The organism is Mycobacterium sp. UM_Kg1 (assembly GCF_000972925.1).
GTDB lineage: Bacteria > Actinomycetota > Actinomycetes > Mycobacteriales > Mycobacteriaceae > Mycobacterium > Mycobacterium hiberniae.
This window is the reverse complement of the sequence record NZ_JRMK01000020.1, coordinates 1-16,412: the sequence shown is the minus strand read 5'-3', so window position 1 is coordinate 16,412 and position 16,412 is coordinate 1. Positions and strand designations below refer to the sequence as shown.

17 protein-coding genes and 1 pseudogene are annotated in these 16,412 nt (G+C 66.5%); 7 read left to right on the top strand and 11 right to left on the bottom strand.

Features of this window, described 5'->3' with window-relative positions:
• A complete protein-coding gene (locus tag LI92_RS05115; protein WP_046316670.1) occupies positions 1-405 on the bottom strand; it encodes an HIT family protein in 405 nt (134 codons plus the stop codon).
• A 111-nt stretch (positions 406-516) separates the two neighbouring features.
• On the opposite strand from LI92_RS05115, the gene LI92_RS05110 reads away from it, so the two are divergent.
• Positions 517-1,047 (top strand): YceI family protein, encoded by a 531-nt coding sequence (locus tag LI92_RS05110; protein WP_046316722.1) that lies wholly within the window; start codon positions 517-519, stop codon positions 1,045-1,047.
• 205 nt (positions 1,048-1,252) lie between these two features.
• Here LI92_RS05110 and LI92_RS05105 read toward each other — a convergent pair whose 3' ends face one another.
• The 10 genes from LI92_RS05105 to LI92_RS05060 form a co-directional block, all read right to left on the bottom strand.
• The gene (locus tag LI92_RS05105) at positions 1,253-2,380 is read right to left on the bottom strand and encodes an NDMA-dependent alcohol dehydrogenase (RefSeq protein ID WP_046316668.1); all 1,128 of its coding nucleotides are present in this window, start codon (positions 2,378-2,380) and stop codon (positions 1,253-1,255) included.
• 139 nt (positions 2,381-2,519) lie between these two features.
• Entirely contained in the window at positions 2,520-3,770 is a 1,251-nt protein-coding gene (locus LI92_RS05100; protein ID WP_502691400.1) for a cytochrome P450, read from the bottom strand.
• A gap of 51 nt (positions 3,771-3,821) precedes the next feature.
• Entirely contained in the window at positions 3,822-4,562 is a 741-nt protein-coding gene (locus tag LI92_RS05095) for a glucose 1-dehydrogenase (RefSeq protein ID WP_046316666.1), read from the bottom strand.
• A gap of 18 nt (positions 4,563-4,580) precedes the next feature.
• Positions 4,581-5,687, bottom strand: coding sequence for an NAD(P)H-dependent amine dehydrogenase family protein (locus tag LI92_RS05090; protein ID WP_046316664.1), 1,107 nt, complete (start codon positions 5,685-5,687; stop codon positions 4,581-4,583).
• Between the two features lie 27 nt (positions 5,688-5,714).
• Entirely contained in the window at positions 5,715-6,269 is a 555-nt protein-coding gene (locus LI92_RS05085) for a nuclear transport factor 2-like protein (RefSeq protein ID WP_046316662.1), read from the bottom strand.
• Between the two features lie 2 nt (positions 6,270-6,271).
• Complete coding sequence (locus LI92_RS05080) at positions 6,272-6,478, bottom strand: ferredoxin (protein ID WP_046316660.1); 207 nt, start codon at positions 6,476-6,478, stop codon at positions 6,272-6,274.
• A gap of 19 nt (positions 6,479-6,497) precedes the next feature.
• Positions 6,498-7,895, bottom strand: coding sequence for a lanosterol 14-alpha demethylase (gene cyp51 / locus LI92_RS05075; RefSeq protein WP_046316658.1), 1,398 nt, complete (start codon positions 7,893-7,895; stop codon positions 6,498-6,500).
• Positions 7,892-8,719, bottom strand: a complete 828-nt coding sequence (locus LI92_RS05070) for an SDR family oxidoreductase (protein WP_046316656.1) — start codon at positions 8,717-8,719, stop codon at positions 7,892-7,894. The genes cyp51 and LI92_RS05070 overlap by 4 nt, the downstream gene beginning before the upstream one ends.
• Positions 8,720-9,946: a cytochrome P450 gene (locus LI92_RS05065; RefSeq protein WP_046316654.1), complete on the bottom strand. Its 1,227-nt coding sequence runs from the start codon at positions 9,944-9,946 to the stop codon at positions 8,720-8,722.
• Complete coding sequence (locus LI92_RS05060; protein WP_152665341.1) at positions 9,946-10,566, bottom strand: TetR family transcriptional regulator; 621 nt, start codon at positions 10,564-10,566, stop codon at positions 9,946-9,948. Before LI92_RS05060 ends, LI92_RS05065 begins: the two co-directional genes overlap by 1 nt.
• Before the next feature lie 197 nt (positions 10,567-10,763).
• Between LI92_RS05060 and LI92_RS05055 the strand changes: the two genes are divergently transcribed.
• The 6 genes and pseudogenes from LI92_RS05055 to LI92_RS22920 all read left to right on the top strand — a co-directional run.
• Positions 10,764-12,233: an aldehyde dehydrogenase gene (locus tag LI92_RS05055; RefSeq protein ID WP_046316649.1), complete on the top strand. Its 1,470-nt coding sequence runs from the start codon at positions 10,764-10,766 to the stop codon at positions 12,231-12,233.
• 31 nt (positions 12,234-12,264) lie between these two features.
• Positions 12,265-13,017, top strand: a complete 753-nt coding sequence (locus LI92_RS05050; protein WP_046316646.1) for an SDR family oxidoreductase — start codon at positions 12,265-12,267, stop codon at positions 13,015-13,017.
• Between the two features lie 74 nt (positions 13,018-13,091).
• Positions 13,092-13,952, top strand: coding sequence for an NAD(P)-dependent oxidoreductase (locus tag LI92_RS05045; RefSeq protein ID WP_046316644.1), 861 nt, complete (start codon positions 13,092-13,094; stop codon positions 13,950-13,952).
• 10 nt (positions 13,953-13,962) lie between these two features.
• The gene (locus tag LI92_RS05040; RefSeq protein ID WP_046316642.1) at positions 13,963-14,388 is read left to right on the top strand and encodes a carboxymuconolactone decarboxylase family protein; all 426 of its coding nucleotides are present in this window, start codon (positions 13,963-13,965) and stop codon (positions 14,386-14,388) included.
• Positions 14,385-15,272, top strand: coding sequence for an SDR family NAD(P)-dependent oxidoreductase (locus LI92_RS05035; protein WP_046316640.1), 888 nt, complete (start codon positions 14,385-14,387; stop codon positions 15,270-15,272). Before LI92_RS05040 ends, LI92_RS05035 begins: the two co-directional genes overlap by 4 nt.
• 566 nt (positions 15,273-15,838) lie before the next feature.
• Positions 15,839-16,412, top strand: a pseudogene (locus LI92_RS22920) (hypothetical protein); the annotation flags it as partial.

The following is a 16,412-nucleotide window of genomic DNA, read 5'->3' as shown; positions in this document are numbered from 1 at the left end:
TCAGTCGAGTTCGGCGAGTGCGGCCTTGATCTTGGCCTGCGCCTCGTCCAGCGATTCCGGCGTGGGACTGCGATCCACGCCGGCGAAGCCGAAGTCGGCCAGGCTGCGGGTGGGGAACACGTGCACGTGCAGGTGGGGGACCTCCAAACCGGCGATGATCATCCCGGCGCGTTCGGTGTCGAACGCGCGACAGACCGCCTTGCCGATCCGCTGCGCCACCGCCATCACCCGAGCGAAGGCGGCGCCGTCGACGTCCTGCCACTGGTCGATCTCGGCACGGGGCACCACCAGCGTGTGGCCCTGCGTCATCGGCTCGATGGTCAAGAACGCGACGACGTCGTCGTCCTCGTAGACGAAACGCCCGGGCAGCTCCCGGTTGATGATCTTGGTGAAGACGGTGGTCATGGGTTCAGCATATGCGCCGAGAGCCTGATGAAACGGCCGCTGCTGCGTATCATCGATGGTGAGCTGATGCTCATGGTGCGGGCTTTCAAAGCCGCCGGCCGAGGAGATGAGATGTCATCTGTCGCAACCTTTCTGAGCAGCCCGGAGGCAGTCGGCACCTGGGAGCTGGATCCGGGCCAGTCGAGCATCCGATTCGAGAACGGCACCATGTGGGGAGCGCTGAAGGTTCGGGGAGCCTTCACCGAGTTCAGCGGCAGGGGCCAGATCAAGGACGACAAGACCGTGACCGGCAGGGTCGAGGTCAAGGCCGCCTCGATCAACACCGGACTGGGCACCCGCGACCACGATCTGCGCCGATCGAATTTCTTCGACACCGACCGCTACCCCGACATCACTGTTGTGGTCACCGGGGGCGAGTCCACCGGTGGCGATACCGTCCGGCTGGACGCCGAACTGACCGTCAAGGGCATCACCGGAGCACTGCCGCTGAACGTTGAGGTGTCCCCGCTCGATGACGGCGGCGTGCGCCTGAACACCGAGGCGACCGTCACCCGTAAACAGTTCGCCGTCGAGGGGAACTTCCTGGGCATGGTCGGCAACCGGACCAAGCTCAAAGCCAGTCTGGTGTTCCGGCCCGCCTAGTCTTTCGTTGACTCTGCGCCTACCAGGCGAAAGTGCGAGGAGCTTGCCTGGTAGGCGCAGAGTCAACCGGTGTCTTCTGCCGCGCCCGGCTCCGCCGCGCTAGCGGTCGGCGGGGCCCTTAACGCCGACCCGCCGCGCCCGGCTCCGCCGCGCTAGCGGTCGGCGGGGCCCTTAACGCCGACCCGCCGCGCCCGGCTCCGCCGCGCTAGCGGTCGGCGTCGGTGTAGCGGATGATGCCCCGAATGTTCTTGCCGTCCAGCATGTCCTGGTAGCCCTCGTTGATCTGCTCCAGCTTGTACTGGCGGGTCACCATGTCGTCCAGATTCAGCTTGCCGACCTTGTACATCGACAGCAGCTGCGGGATGTCGTACTGCGGGTTGCCGCCGCCGAAGATGGTGCCCTGCAGGTTCTTCTGCAGCAGCGTCAGCATCGCCAGGTTCAGCGTGACCTGGTTGTCCAGCATGGACCCCATCGCGGTCAGCACACAGGTGCCGCCCTTGGCGGTCAGGATCATGTAGTTGTCGATGTCGGCGCCGTGCACCTCGCCGACGGTCACGATCACCTTCTGCGCCATCAGCCCGTGGGTGACCTCCATCATCCCACCCATCGCGGCGAAGATGTCCGGGTAGACGTGGGTGGCGCCGAACTTCAGGGCCTGGTCGCGCTTCCAGTCCACCGGGTCGATGACGAAGATGTTGCGGGCCCCGGCGTTGACCGCGCCCTGCAGTGCCGACATGCCCACGCCGCCGACACCGACGACCGCCACGTCCTCACCCGGACGGATGTCGGCGCTGCGGACAGCCGACCCGTAGCCGGTGGTGACGCCGCAGCCGACCAGGCACGCAACCTCGAACGGAATGGACGGGTCGATCTTGACCACCGAGGACTTGTGCACCACCATCCACGGCGAGAAGGTGCCCAGCAGCGTCATCGGGTAGACGCCCTGGCCGCGCGCGGTGACCCGGAAGGTGCCGTCGCTGACCGCCACGCCGTTGAGCAGACCGGCGCCCAGGTCGCACAGGTTGCGCATGCCGGACTGACAGGTCGCACAGGTGCCACACGACGGAATGAACGACAACACGACGTGGTCGCCGGGCGCCAGATTCTCCACCCCGGGACCGACCTCGGTCACGATTCCGGCGCCCTCGTGCCCGCCAAGGACCGGGAAGCCGGCCATAGGGATGCTGCCGGTCATCAGGTGGTGGTCGGAGTGGCACATGCCGGCCGCCTCCATCTGGATCTTGACCTCGTCCTTCTGGGGGTCACCGATCTCGATCTCCTCGACCGACCACGGCTTGTTGAACTCCCAGAGCAACGCACCCTTTGTCTTCACCGCAAACCTGCTTTCCTCTTGAATTTCCGGGACGTCCGGCAGTTCACTTGCTCGGAGCCTATAACCCGCTGCCGGGCGGCGTTAAGGTCCCCGCAAACACCCCATGCATCGACCGGCATCCGGTTGCGCGACCGGCGGCTCAGCCGTGGTAGGCGACCTGCAGATCCTTGACACCGTTGATCCAGCCGGAACGCAGTCGTTGCGGCTCGGCCAGCTTGGTGATGTCCGGGAGCTGATCGGCGATCTCGTCGAAGATCAGCCGGATCTCCATCCGGGCCAGGTTGGCACCGATGCAGTAGTGGGTGCCCTGCCCACCGAACGCCAGGTGGGGGTTGGGGTCGCGCAGGATGTCGAAGCGAAACGGCCGGTCGAAGACGTCCTCGTCGTAGTTCGCCGAGCTGTAGAACAGTCCGCCCCGCTGGCCCTGGCCGATGGCCACCCCGCCGACCTCGGTGTCGACCCTGGCCGTGCGCTGGAAGCAGTGCACCGGGGTCGCCCAGCGCACGATCTCGTCGACAGCGGTCTCGGGCCGTTGCCGCTTGTAGAGCTCCCACTGGTCGGGGTGCCCGGCGAACGCGTCGATACCGTGCGTGATGGCGTTACGGGTCGTCTCGTTACCCGCCACCGCCAGCAGGATGACAAAGAACGCGAACTCGGTCTCGCCCAGGGATTCGCCGTCGAGGTCGGCCTGGACCAGCCGGGTGACGATGTCGTCGGCCGGACAGCGCCTCCGCTGCTCGGCCATGGTGTAGGCGTAGCCCATCAGCTCGGCGTTGGCCATCGCCGGATCGGAGTCGAAGTCCGGGTCGTCGGTGTTCATGATCGAGTTGGTCCAGTGAAACAGTTTTTCCCGATCGGCTTCGGGAACCCCGATCAGATCGGCGATGGCCAGCAGCGGCAGTTTCATCGCGATGTCGTCGACGAAGTTGCCGCTGTCCTTGGCGGCGGCCGCGGCGACGATCTCCCGGGCGGAATGGGCCAGCTTCTCCTCCAGGGCAGCCACCGAGCGCGGCGTGAACAGGCGAGAGACCAGCTTGCGCAGCCGAGTGTGCTCGGGCGGGTCGTGGTTGATCAACAACGCCTTGGTCAAGTCCAACTGGTCGGCGGTGATGCCGTCGGGAAGTCGCATGACCGCGCCCTTGGCGTTGGTCGACCACACGTCGTTGTCGCGCGAGATCTCTTTGATGTGCTGGTGTTTGCTGATGACCCAGTAGCCGCCGTCATCGAAGATGTTGCTGTGGGCGGGCTGCTCGTTCCACCAGACCGGTGCGGTCTTGCGCAGCTCGGCGAACTCGTTGATCGGCATTCCGTTGAGCAGGACATCCGGGTCGGTGAAGTCGAATCCCGACCCGAAGGGACAGGCTGATTGAGCTGATGTCAAGACGGCCACCTCTGATTGTCGTTGGAGCTCGAATAGCGCTCGGTCATCCCGATGCCGGGCTCAACCGGTCTTGTGTGGAACATCGGTGACCAGGCCGCCGTCCATGACGAACTCCGAACCGGTGGCATAGGAAGACTCGTCACTGGCCAGGAACACCACGAACGTGGCGACTTCCTCGGATTCACCGGGCCGGCCCAGCGGGATGGTCACCATGTCCTCGGGCAGGTGTTCGGTCATCGGGGTGCGGATGAAACCGGGGTGCAGCGAATTGACCCGGATGTTGTGGCGCGCCAACTCCAGCGCGGCGGACTTCGTCAGGCCCCGCACGGCCCATTTCGATGCTACGTAGGGGTGCACCATCGGCGCACCTCGCAGGCCCTCGATCGAGGACACATTGATGATGGACCCGCCGCCGGCGGCGATCATCGAGTCGATGGCGGCGCGCATGCCCAAAAACGTGCCGTTGAGGTTCACGTCGATGACGTTGTGCCATTGGTCCAGGTCGAACTTGCGCAGCGGTCCCAGGGCGACGGTTCCGGCGTTGTTGACCAGCACATTCAGCTTCCCGAACCGTTCGACGGCCGCCGCCACCGCGGCAGCCCACTGCTCGGGGTCCCGGACATCGAGATGGACATACAACGCGGCGTCGCCCAGTTCCGCCGCCAGTGCCTCGCCCTCGGGGTCGAGCACGTCGCCGATGACCACCTTGGCGCCTTCATCGACCAGCATCCGCGCGTGCGCCGCGCCCATGCCCCGGGCGCCCCCGCTGATCAGTGCTACCTTGCCGTCTACCCGCCCCATGGGCCGTCCGCCTTTCGGTCAGTGCTGGTTGTCTTCGGTGCCGGGGTCGCCGGTGGCCGCTATGACGGCGGGCCCGCTGACCAACGGCAGGTCGAGGGTGGTGACGATGCCCGCCGGTGCTGCCACGACGGCGGGAATCGCATTGACGACCCGGCCCACACCGGCGGCGATCGCCGCGTAGTTGTGATCGCCGTGCCGGCTGGTCGGGCAGATGTCGACCGTGTAGGACGGTTCGCCGGTGATCTCTACCCGGTAGGAGCCGCCGGGCTGTGCGGGCTGCGCCCAGTCGGGCCGCAGATCGCTGCGCAGCCGGGTGACGTGCTCGACCACGATCAGGGGTTTGCCGTCGACGATGCCGTTGATCTCGAACTTGAGTGCGGCAACGCCGCCCTGCGGGATGTGCCCGGCGGCGATGTCGAACGCCTCGGGGGCCGGTTCGCGCTCGCAGGCGTCGGTGATGGCCTCCAGCGTCACCCCGAGGCCGGCGGCGAGCTCGCGGATCGTCGCGCCCCACGCAACGCTTAAGATGCCGGGCTGCAGCAGCATCGGCACCTCGTCGAGCGAATTGCCGAAGCCCATCACGTCGAACATGACCTCGGCGCCGTCGTAGGTTGCGTAATCGGCGATCTCCAGGCAGCGGACCTGTTCGATGTGCGCACAGGTACTGGTGAAGGCCAGCGGCACCAGGTCGGTCACGAAGCCGGGGTCCACGCCGTTGACGTAGACGCTGGAATTGCCTTTCCGGGCCGCCTCTTCGATGGGTGCGATGAACTTGTCCGGGATGACTCCCCAGGGGTACTGCAGCACCCCCGGAGCCGTCCCGATCACGTTGATACCCGCGGCCAGCAGCCGGCAGACGTCCCTGATCGCGCCGGGCAGCCGGGTGTCGCCCATCGCGCAGTACACCGCGGCCTCGGGCTCGGCTCCGATGATCGCATCGAAGTCGTCGGTGGCGGCGATGCCGGTCCGGATGTCGAGACCGGCGAGCTCGCCGGCATCGCGGCCCACCTTGGCCGCCGTGGCGACCCACACCCCGGTGAGCTCATAGGCGGGGTTGGTGATCAGCCCGCGCAGGGCGATGCGCCCGGCATTGCCGGTGCCGATCAGAGCGACGCGTAGGGCCACGAGACCTCCTGGGATTTCAGTCGTGTCTCACCAGAGCGGAACCGGCGATGTGCCCAGCGGGTAGTAGCCGGGCAGCTTCTCGCCGGCCAGGCTGCGCTCGATGCGTTTCTGCATGCCGGCGGAGAGTTTGCCCGCTGTCATCAGATCCAGGTAGAGCTTCTGGACGTGACCGAAGTCGAAGAAGTCACGCTGCCATTCGATCTTGGCGTCGGCGTTGAGCCGAAACCAACTGCCGCCGATCCCGTAGATCTCCGATTCGGTTCCGTCGGCGTCTGTGGCGACCTGCTTCCAGAAGCCGACGATCTCGCCCTGCTTGTCGTCGATGAGGACCTTTTGGTACGGGTACTGCCAGTTGTCCAGCCCCTCCATCTCCAGTCCCAGGGCGATGTCGCGGATCTCGTCGATGCCGACGCACATGACGTCCTCTTTGGGGCCGATGTTCCAGCCGTAGGTGGCGTCATCGGCGTAGAAGTCGGCCAGCGGCCGCCAGTCACCGGCCGCCTCGGCGTCCCGGTTGGCCTGCAACCAGCGCTCGACCCAGTCCTCGAGAACCTCGCGGGGGTGTGGGTGGGAAGTCGGCATCTCTATTCCTTCTCTTCAATGGACAACGCTCGGGTGGGGCAGGCCCGTACGGCCTCTTTGATCTGACCACGGTCGGAGTCGGGTGGCTCGGAGTTCAGGATTTCGACCTTGCCGTGCCTGGGCACCTGGAAGTAGTCGGGTGCCTCCAGTTCGCACATGGCGTGCCCCTGGCACAAGTCCAGGTCCACTTTCACTGTGTAGCTGCCCATCACCGTGCTCCTTCGGTCTCTACTTGCTGCGCCGGCGGTACCGCACCTTGGCGGGGCGGGCCAGTTGAACCACCATCTTGGAATGGTCGTTGCGGTAGCTCTCCGGCGGTTGCGACATCTCGAAGTCGTACTCGCGCAAAAGGACCGAGAAGATCGCCTTGATCTGCATGGTGGCGAAGGCCGCACCCACGCAGCGGTGCCGGCCGGCTCCGAACGGGATCCAGGTCCAGCGATGGACGACGTCTTCCTCGCGGGGCTCGTTGTAGCGTTCCGGAATGAAGGCATTGGGTTCGGGGAAGTTCTCGGCAATCCGGTTGGAGACGGCCGGCGAAGCCGCAACCATGTCGCCCTCGTGAATCGGGTAGCCGCAGACCTCGAATTCGCCCTTGGCCACCCGCATCAGGATGATCAGCGGGGGGTGCAGCCGCAGCGTCTCTTTGAGCACGTTCTCCAGATTCGGGATCTGGCGCAGTGCATGGAAACTCACCTCGCCGCCGTCGGCGTAGAGCTCGTCGAGCTCGTTGATCACAGCGGCGTGGGCTTCGGGGTGGCGCAGCATCTCGATCAGCGTCCAGGCGCTGGTGCCCGAGCTGGTGTGATGCCCGGCGAACATCATCGAGATGATGATTCCGGTGATCTCGTCGGCGGAAAATCGCGGATTGCCGTTCTCGTCGGGGATCGACACCATCACGTCGATCATGTCCCGGCGCTTCTTGTCGGTCTCCGGGTTGGCACGGCGGCCATCCATGATGCCCTGCACGAGTTCCACCAGCTGTACGCGGGCTTCGTCGCGGCGGCGGAAGCTTTCGATCGGCAGGTAGGGGTCGACGTAGCACAGCGGGTCGGTGCCGTTCTCCAGTTCGTAGTACAGCTTGGCGAACCGGCTGTCGAGCTCCTCCCGGAACTTGCGGCCGATGAGGCACGCCGTCGAGGTGTAGATGGTCAGCTCGGCGAAGAACTCCAACAGGTCGATCTCGCCCTCGTCGCCCCAGTCGGCGATCATCTGGCGCACTTCGTATTCGATGGTGCTGGCATGCCGTTTCATGTGCTCACCGCGAAGTGCGGTGTTGTGCAACATCTCTGCGCGCCGCTCCGGCGGTGCGTCGAACACCACGCCGTTGCCGAAAATCGGGGTCATGAAGGGGTAGGCCGCAGCCTGGTCGAGGTCGTCGTCGGTGGAGCGGAAGAAGAACTCGTTGGCTTCGGCGCCGGTCAGCAGGACCACCTTGCGTCCGGCCAAATCGAACCAGCCGACGTCGCCGCACTCGTCGCGGACCCGCTGCATCAACGCGATCGGGTCGGTGCGGAACTCTTCGAGGTGGCCGTGTTCGGCCTGGCCCCCCGACACCCGGGGAACCTCTGTCGCCAGCGCCGCCACTGCTTCTCCGGCGGCGGCATCGTCGATCTCGCGGGTCATGACGGCATTCCTTCCTCACCCAGTTGCAGGTGGTAGCGATCGGAGGCGGTGTCGAGCAGGGGCGCCTCCGGCTGCACCTCCATGTCGACGATGTGTGCGCCGCGCGGCGTCTCCGCGACGAACGCGATGGCTCGGGCCAGATCCTCTGGGCGAAGGAAGTAGCTGTGCCGAGCCTGGCCCCATTTGGCCCAGTCCTCCAGCATCGGTCCGACCTGTTCGGCCGACAACTTCCAGCCCATCTCGGTCAGGGTCGGCCCCGGGTGGACGATGGAGGCCCGTACCCCGCTGCCCTCCAATTCCATCCGCAGGTTGCGCACCATCGCGACCAGCGCGGCTTTCGCGGCGCCGTAGGCGCCCATGTGCGGGCGCTGGTGCAGTGCGACGTCCGAACCGACGAAGATGACGTCGCCGCGCCGGCGGGCGACCATGTCGGGCAGTACCGCGGTGGCCAGCCGGTTGGCGCCGACCAGGTGTACCTGGATCTGGTCGTTGAATGCCTCGGTGGGCAGCTCGTGAATGCGGCCGGGGTACATGTCGCCTGCGCCGGAAACCAGCAACTCGATGTCGCCGAGTGCGTCGATGCTTTGCGCCACGAAGGATTTGACCGAGTCGGCGTCGGTCACGTCCAGGCTGAATGCCACTGCCTCGCCACCGTTGTCGCGGATCTTGCCCACCAGGTCGGCAAGGCGGTCGGTGCGGCGGGCGCCGAGCGCCACCGGGAATCCGCGGCGCGCCAACTCTTCTGCGGTGGCCGCGCCGATACCCGAGGACGCGCCCGTGATGATGGCGGGCCGCCGGGCGGGGGACGGGTCGAAACGTGGCACTTATGCCTCCTTGACGGTGATCGGCAGGTCGGCGAAGCCGCGCACGTTGGAGGAGTGCACCCGCACGGCGTTGGCCTCGTCGACCTGGTAGTCGCTGATCCGGTTGAACAGTTCGTCGAGCGCCACCCGCGCCTCCATCCGGGCCAGGTGTGCGCCGAGGCAGAAATGGGCCCCGCTGCCGAAACTGAGCAGCTTGGAGCCGATGTCACGGCCGATCCGGAAGCTGTCGGGGGCATCGAAGACGCGTTCGTCGCGGTTTCCGGAACCGGGCAGCAGCAGCACCACCGAGTCGGCGGGAATGGTGGTTCCGTGCAGGGTGTAGTCCTGCGCGACGGTCCGCGCCAGGATCTGGCTGGGGGTGTCGTAACGCAGTGTCTCCTCAACCCACAGCGGAATCCGCGAGCGGTCGGCGAACACCGACGCAAGCTGGTCGCGGTTGCGGTGGCCCCAGTAGACCGAGCTGCCCAGCAGTTTGGTGGTGGTTTCGTTGCCGGCGATCACCATCAGGAACAGGAACGCCAAGATCTCCTGGTCGCCCAGCCGGTCGCCGTCGACCTCGGTCTCCAGCAGCGCCGAGGTGAGATTGTCCGCGGGGCGCTTCTTGAACTCGGCGATCATCTCGTTGTAGTAGGTCATCAGGTCCACCGACGCCTGGATCGCCGACTGCGGAACGTCGGTCACCCCGTCCTCGCGGTGCAGCACCCCGTCGGCAAGTTCCCGGATCCGCGCCCGGTCGGCCTCGGGCACACCCATCAGCTCTGAGATGACGTCCATCGGCAGCTTGCCGGCGAAGTCATTGATGAAGTCGAACTCGCAGGTGCCGTCCGCTCCGGGCTGGATCGCATTGTCCAGATGCTGGCGCGCCAGCCGGATCACCTGCGGTTCCAGCTCCCGGATCCGGCGTGGGGTGAAGCCCTTGGACACCAGGGTCCGCAGCCGCAGGTGCTGCGGATCGTCCATGGCCAGAAACGACATCACCAGCTGGGCATGCGGGCCGCGTGAGACCGGGTCCAGGGAGACCCCGTCCCGGTTGGACAGGGCTTCGCTGTTGCGGAACCCGTGCAGCACATCCTGGTGGCGCGAAATCGCCCAGAAGTTGAGCTCGGAGTTGTGATAAACCGGGGCCTCGTCGCGCAGCCGCCGGTAGTAGGGGAACGGATCCTCGTGAAAGTCGTAGTCGTACGGGTTGAGGACCGGGGGGTCGGATGTCACAGCCTGCGGGCTCATCACGGGGCTCCTGGTTCGAGGATCAGGTTGACGACGTAGGCCAGCCGATCGGTGATCTGGTGGTAGGTGAAGGCGCCGCTGCCGGCGTTGACCAGGGCGCCGAAGAAGGTCATCTCCAGGGCCGAGACCTTCTGCGGGTCTGCGCCGGGCCCGAACGCCGAGGTGATGCGCCGGTGGATCTCGGCGCCGATGCGATCACGCACCGCCCGCACGGCGGGGTCGCTGTTGCCGCTGAGCAGCGCCGCCGTGCAGGCTGCCGCGACCTCGGGCTCATCGGCGACCACCAGCGCCAGGTGGCGCAGCGCCTGGTTGACCCGGCTCGGCATCGGCTCGTTGACGTCGGTGAAGTAGGGGACCTGGCGAACCAAGTCCAGATACACCTCGGCGATCAGATGATTCTTCGACGAGAAATAGGTGTAGGCGGTCGCCGGCGCGACCTTGGCGCGCGCCGCGACCGCGCGAACGGTCAGGTCGGCGTACGACTTCTCCCGCAGCATCTCCACTCCGGCGCTCAGCACCTTGCGGAAGGTCTCCTCCTGGCGCCGGTTCCGGGGTGCGGCCGGGCTGGTTGCAGTTCCCGGCTCGGCCGGGGCAGCGTTGGACGCTGCGACTGCCGCCACCGATTCGCTGGACACGTGTCCAACGTAGCTGAATGGCGAATCGTTCGGCAAGTCCCCTGGGAATAAACGGTTTTACGCCGACAGGGTTGCGGGTTCGGCAACTGTCGGTCTAGGGTTCGACGGGGCGATAACGGACATGTGTCTATTTTCGCGGTGTTCGCCACGCGACAACTGCGACCTAGCTGTGGGAGTGACTGATGGCGTTACTGGCTGACGGCGGGAGCCGGCTGCTCATCGGCGGCGAGCTGACCTCGGGGGGAGCCGGCGGCTTCGCCACCGTCAACCCGGCCACCGAAGAGGTGCTCGGTGAGGCGGCCAATGCCGACGCCGCCGACATGGACCGCGCCATCGGTGCGGCGCGCCGGGCCTTCGATGAGACTGACTGGTCGACCAACACCGAGCTGCGGGTGCGGTGTGTGCGCCAGCTGCGCGACGCGATGCGCGAGCACGTCGAGGAACTGCGGGAGCTGACTATCGCCGACGTGGGCGCGCCGCGGATGCTGACGGCCGGCGCGCAGTTGGAAGGGCCGATCGGCGACCTCGGGTTCGCCGCCGACACGGCCGAGAGTTATGCGTGGACACAGGATCTCGGGCAGGCTGCCCCGCTGGGCATCCCGACGCGGCGCACGGTGGTGCGCGAGGCGGTCGGCGTGGTGGGCGCCATCACCCCGTGGAATTTCCCGCACCAGATCAACCTGGCCAAGTTGGGCCCCGCGCTGGCCGCCGGCAACACCGTCGTCCTCAAGCCGGCGCCCGACACCCCGTGGGTTGCCGCGGTGCTCGGAGAGCTGATCGTCGCGAACAGCGACATCCCCCCGGGTGTGGTCAACATCGTCACCTCGACCGACCATGCGCTGGGCGCCATGTTGGCCAAAGACCCCCGGGTGGACATGGTTTCCTTCACCGGATCGACGGCCACGGGGCGCAGCGTGATGGCCGATGCCGCCGCCACCATCAAGAAGGTGTTCCTGGAGTTGGGCGGCAAGTCCGCGTTCCTGGTGCTCGACGACGCCGACCTGGCTGCGGCCTGCTCGGTGGCCGCATTCTCGGTCTGTCTGCACGCCGGGCAGGGCTGCGCCATCACCACCCGCTTGGTGGTGCCGCGGGCCCGCTACGACGAGGCGGTCGCCATCGCCGCCCGCACCATGGGCTCGATCAAGCCCGGCGACCCGTCCAAGCCCGGGACTGTCTGCGGACCGCTGATCTCGGCGCGCCAGCGCGACCGGGTGCAAAGCTACCTGGACCTCGCCATCGCCGAGGGCGGTGAGTTCGCCTGCGGTGGTGGACGTCCGGCCGACCAGCCCGCCGGCTTCTTCATCGAGCCCACCGTGATCGCCGGGTTGACCAATGAGGCGCGGGTGGCCCGCGAGGAGATCTTCGGGCCCGTGCTCACCGTGATCCCGCATGACGGCGACGACGACGCGGTCCGCATCGCCAACGACTCGCCCTACGGGTTGTCCGGCACCGTCTACGGCGCCGACCCGCAGCGGGCGGCCGGGGTGGCGGCACGGTTGCGAGCCGGCACCGTCAACGTCAACGGCGGCGTCTGGTACTCCGCGGATGTGCCGTTCGGCGGATACAAGCAGTCCGGCAACGGCCGGGAAATGGGCTTGGCCGGATTCGAGGAATACCTGGAAATCAAAGCCATTGCCACAGCGGCGAACTAGCGACAAACACCGGATCAAGGGAGAACAACAGATGGGCCAATTCGACGACAAGGTGGCAATTGTCACCGGCTCCGGTGGCGGGATCGGGCAGGCCTACGCCCAGGCCCTGGCCGCAGGCGGTGCCGCGGTGGTGGTCGCCGACATCAACCTCGACGGCGCGAAGGCCGTGGCCGAGCAGATCGTCGCCGACGGAGGCAAGGCCATCGCCGTGCCGGTCGATGTCTCCGACGTGGAGTCGGCCCAGGCGATGGCGGCTGCCGCCGTGGCGGAGTTCGGCGGGATCGACTACCTGGTCAACAACGCCGCGATCTTCGGTGGAATGAAGCTCGACGGTCTGTTGACCGTTCCCTGGGACTACTACGAGAAGTTCATGCGCGTCAACCTCGACGGTGCGCTGATCTGCACCCGGGCTGTCTACGAGCACATGACCCAGCGCGGCGGTGGCGCCATCGTCAACCAGTCCTCCACGGCGGCATGGGTTTACGCCAACTTCTACGGCTTGGCCAAGGTGGGCGTCAACGGCCTGACCCAACAGCTATCTCGCGAACTGGGCTGGCGCAACATCCGGATCAACGCGATCGCGCCCGGGCCGATCGACACCGAGGCCAACCGGGTCACCACCCCGCAGGCCATCGTCAAGCAGATGGTGCAGCAGCTGCCGCTGGCCCGGATGGGCACGCCCGAGGATCTCGTCCCGATGTGTCTGTTCCTGCTGTCGGACCAGGCGTCGTGGATCACCGGTCAGATCTTCAACGTTGATGGTGGACAGATCATCCGCTCCTGACCGGCGCAGACGGAGTGCCGGGATCCCCGGCCGCACGGCGAAGGTGACGAAGCGATGAGAAGGAGCCCGAACGTATGACGGCAACGGAAACACCCCGCCTGGGCTATATCGGGCTGGGGAACATGGGTGCGCCGATGGCCCAGCGGCTGGTCGAATGGCCCGGCGGTCTGACGGTATTCGACCTGCGTGCTGAGGCGATGGCGCCACTGGCGCAGGCCGGGGCCCGCGCCGCCGACAGTATCGCCGAGGTCGGAGCGAGCGCCGACATCATCAGCATCACGGTGCTCGACGATGCCCAGGTCCGCCAGGTGGTCGCCGAACTGGTGACCACGGCCAAGCCGGGGACCGTCATCGCGATTCACTCGACGATCGCCGACACCACGGCCGCCGAGTTGGCCGAAGAGCTGGCGCAGCAGGGTATTCACGTCATCGACGCACCGGTCAGCGGTGGTGCCGGTGCGGCTGAGAAGGGCCAACTGGCCACCATGGTCGGTGCCGAGCGGGCGGTCTACGAACAGATCAAGCCGGCGTTCAAGCAGTGGGCGTCGTTGGTGATCCACGCCGGGCGGCCCGGCGCTGGAACCCGGATGAAGCTGGCGCGCAACATGTTGACGTTCACCGGCTTTGCGGCGGCCGGCGAGGCTATGAAGTTGGCCGAGGCGGCGGGGCTGGATCTGCAGGCCCTGGGCCGGGTGGTGCGGCACACCGATGCCCTCGCCGGCGGACCCGGCGCGATTATGTTTCTCGACTCCACGGCCCCGCTACCGGAAGGGCATTTCCTGCGCGAGGCCTTCACCCACACCCGTGAGCTCGGGGAGAAGGACCTGCGTCTCGCGCTGGGCCTGGGGCAGGCCAACGGGGTCGACCTCCCGCTCGCCCAGGTGGCATTGACCCAACTCGCGGCCGGCCTGGGTGTGCCGCACGCCGAGGATTAGGAGAGATCTGATGGACGAACTGCGCCGTACCGGGCTGGCCAAGATGAATGAGGTCTACGCCTGGGAGATGCCCGACATGCCGGGCGAGTACTTCGCGCTCACCGCCGATCACCTGTTCGGCCGAATCTGGAGCCGCCCGGGGCTTTCCATGCGCGACAAGCGGTTGATGACACTGACGGTGGTCACCTCGGTCGGCGACAAGGATCTGGCGGAGATCCAGGTCAACGCGGCCCTGCACAACGGCGAGCTCACTGAGGACGAGCTGCGGGAGATGGCGATCTTCATCACCCACTACGTGGGTTTTCCGCGGGGTTCGGTGCTCAACGCCGTGGTCGAGAAGGTGATCGCCAAGCGCAACAAGGCCGCCGCCGAAGGCAAGGGCGAAGACAAGAAGGCCAACGTCACGGCGGTGCTGGACAAGCAGAAGGGCAAGTGACGCAGCACGGCGCGCCGGACTTGCTCGCCGGCCGGGGAGCCGTCGTCGTCGGCGGCAGCCGGGGTATCGGCCAAGCGGTGGCGCACCTGCTGGCGGAGTGCGGCGCCGGAGTGGTGGTGAACGGCCGGGACCCGGACGCGGTCGCCGAGACGGTGGGCGCGATCACCGGTTCGGGTGGCCGCGCTGTCGGCGTATCCGGCGCCGCTCATCTCGAGGCGACCGCCGTGGCGCTGGTGCAGGCCTGTCGCGAGGAATACCGCAGTGTGGACGTGCTGATCAACTGTGCCGGCATCGCCGAACCCGCCGGCTCCTCGATCCTGTCGGTGTCCACCGCGCAGTTTCACGAGCTGCTCGACGCCCATCTGGGCACGGTCTTTCAGACCTGCCGGGCCGCCGCGCCGATCATGGCCGAGCAGCGCAGCGGTTCGATCGTCAACAGCGGTTCGGTGGCGTTCCTGGGTGACTACGGCGGCACGGGATATCCGGCCGGTAAGGGTGCGATCAACGGGCTGACCGTGGCCGTGGCTGCCGAACTTGCGCAGTACGGGGTGCGGGCGAACGTCGTGTGCCCCGGTGCGAAGACGCGACTGTCCACCGGTGAGGACTACGAGCAACACATCCGCGATCTGCACGCCCGCGGGCTGCTCGACGAGATCAGCATGCGGGCGTCGCTGGATCCGGCTCCCGCCGACTATGTCGCACCGTTGTATGCCTATCTGGCCAGTGACCGGGCGGCCGGCGTGACCGGGTCGGTCTTTCTGGCATCGGGGGGTTTCGTGGGCCGTTTCGAGCGGCCGGTTCCGGCGGTTCTGGGCTACCGCGACCACCAGAGCTGTGCGCCGTGGTCCTTCGAAGAGTTGCACGCGATGGTGGCGAAGATCTGACCGGTCCGGACGGTTGTCCACGGCATCGGTGCCATTTTTTCCTGCGTCCGTCGTCTGCTTGCAGGCAGATGCGGGCCGGCCATGCGACCAGTGGCGCGCGGCGCATCGCGCTGAGAGTCGGGTGTGGGGTGTGCTCCTCGTGGTAGTGGGCGCGGCTGAAGGGCATTGGAAGTCGGGGTCGGCGGGCATCGTCGCTGGACCGCTGCGGATCAGCTGGGAGATAAGTGGAGAAAAGTACCCCGACAAACGCCTATCGCTGGGCTCGTTTGGGCGTTACCGTGGTCTTGGGCAAGAATCACCGACGCGGGATTGCGTCAGTTCTCAGGGAAAAACCACCATTCGGTTAGTTGCCCTATGAGTAATTTCACTTCAGCTGTCTTCTGTGATGGACATCATCGCCCAAGTGAAGGCGACCTGGCTGTTTAGGGCCTATTCACTCTCATTTGGTCCACATCGGAAAACTTCTCTCCAGTTTCGATTGGCGGCCATAACGGCGCTTAGGTAGCTTCCGTCTTCGCGGAATCGCCGCACCCTCGGTTGAGGACCCGCCAATCCAGGAGCAGCACGTGGCTCGTCACTGCAACAGCAAAGTTGTCCGTTCGTCGGGTCGGCGTTCGGTGGGGCGTGCTGCGGTGGGGGCCGGTAGTGCTGTTGCCGCGTTCTTGGCGGTGGGGTTGTCGCCTGCGCCGGTGGCGGCGGCGGATTTTGAGGATCTGCTGGATCCGGTTGTGTGGGCGGGGTGGCTTGAGGGACCGGAGCCGGCTGAGGCATTAGTGGACGCGGATCTGTGGGCGGGGTTCGGCGACGCGGGCTCGGCAGATGCCGCGGAGTTCTTCTATGGGGTGTTCGAGCAGTTCGATCTCGCGGTGGCGACGTTCTACCACGAGCAGTTGTACCTGCCCCTGTACACCTTGTCGCAGGACTTCATCGCTGGTAACCAGCCGTTTCTGGAGTTGATCAACCAGCCGTTCGTGGACCTGTTCGGGCGGGCGTTGATCGGTAACGGCCTGGATGGGTTCGCCGGGGCCAACGAGTCGTTGTTGGGCGGGTCGGGGTGGTTCGGCGATCTCGGTGACGGCGGGTTCTTGTTCGGCGATGGGGGTGCCGGTGTTGCGGGGGTGGCCGGGCTCAATGGCGGGG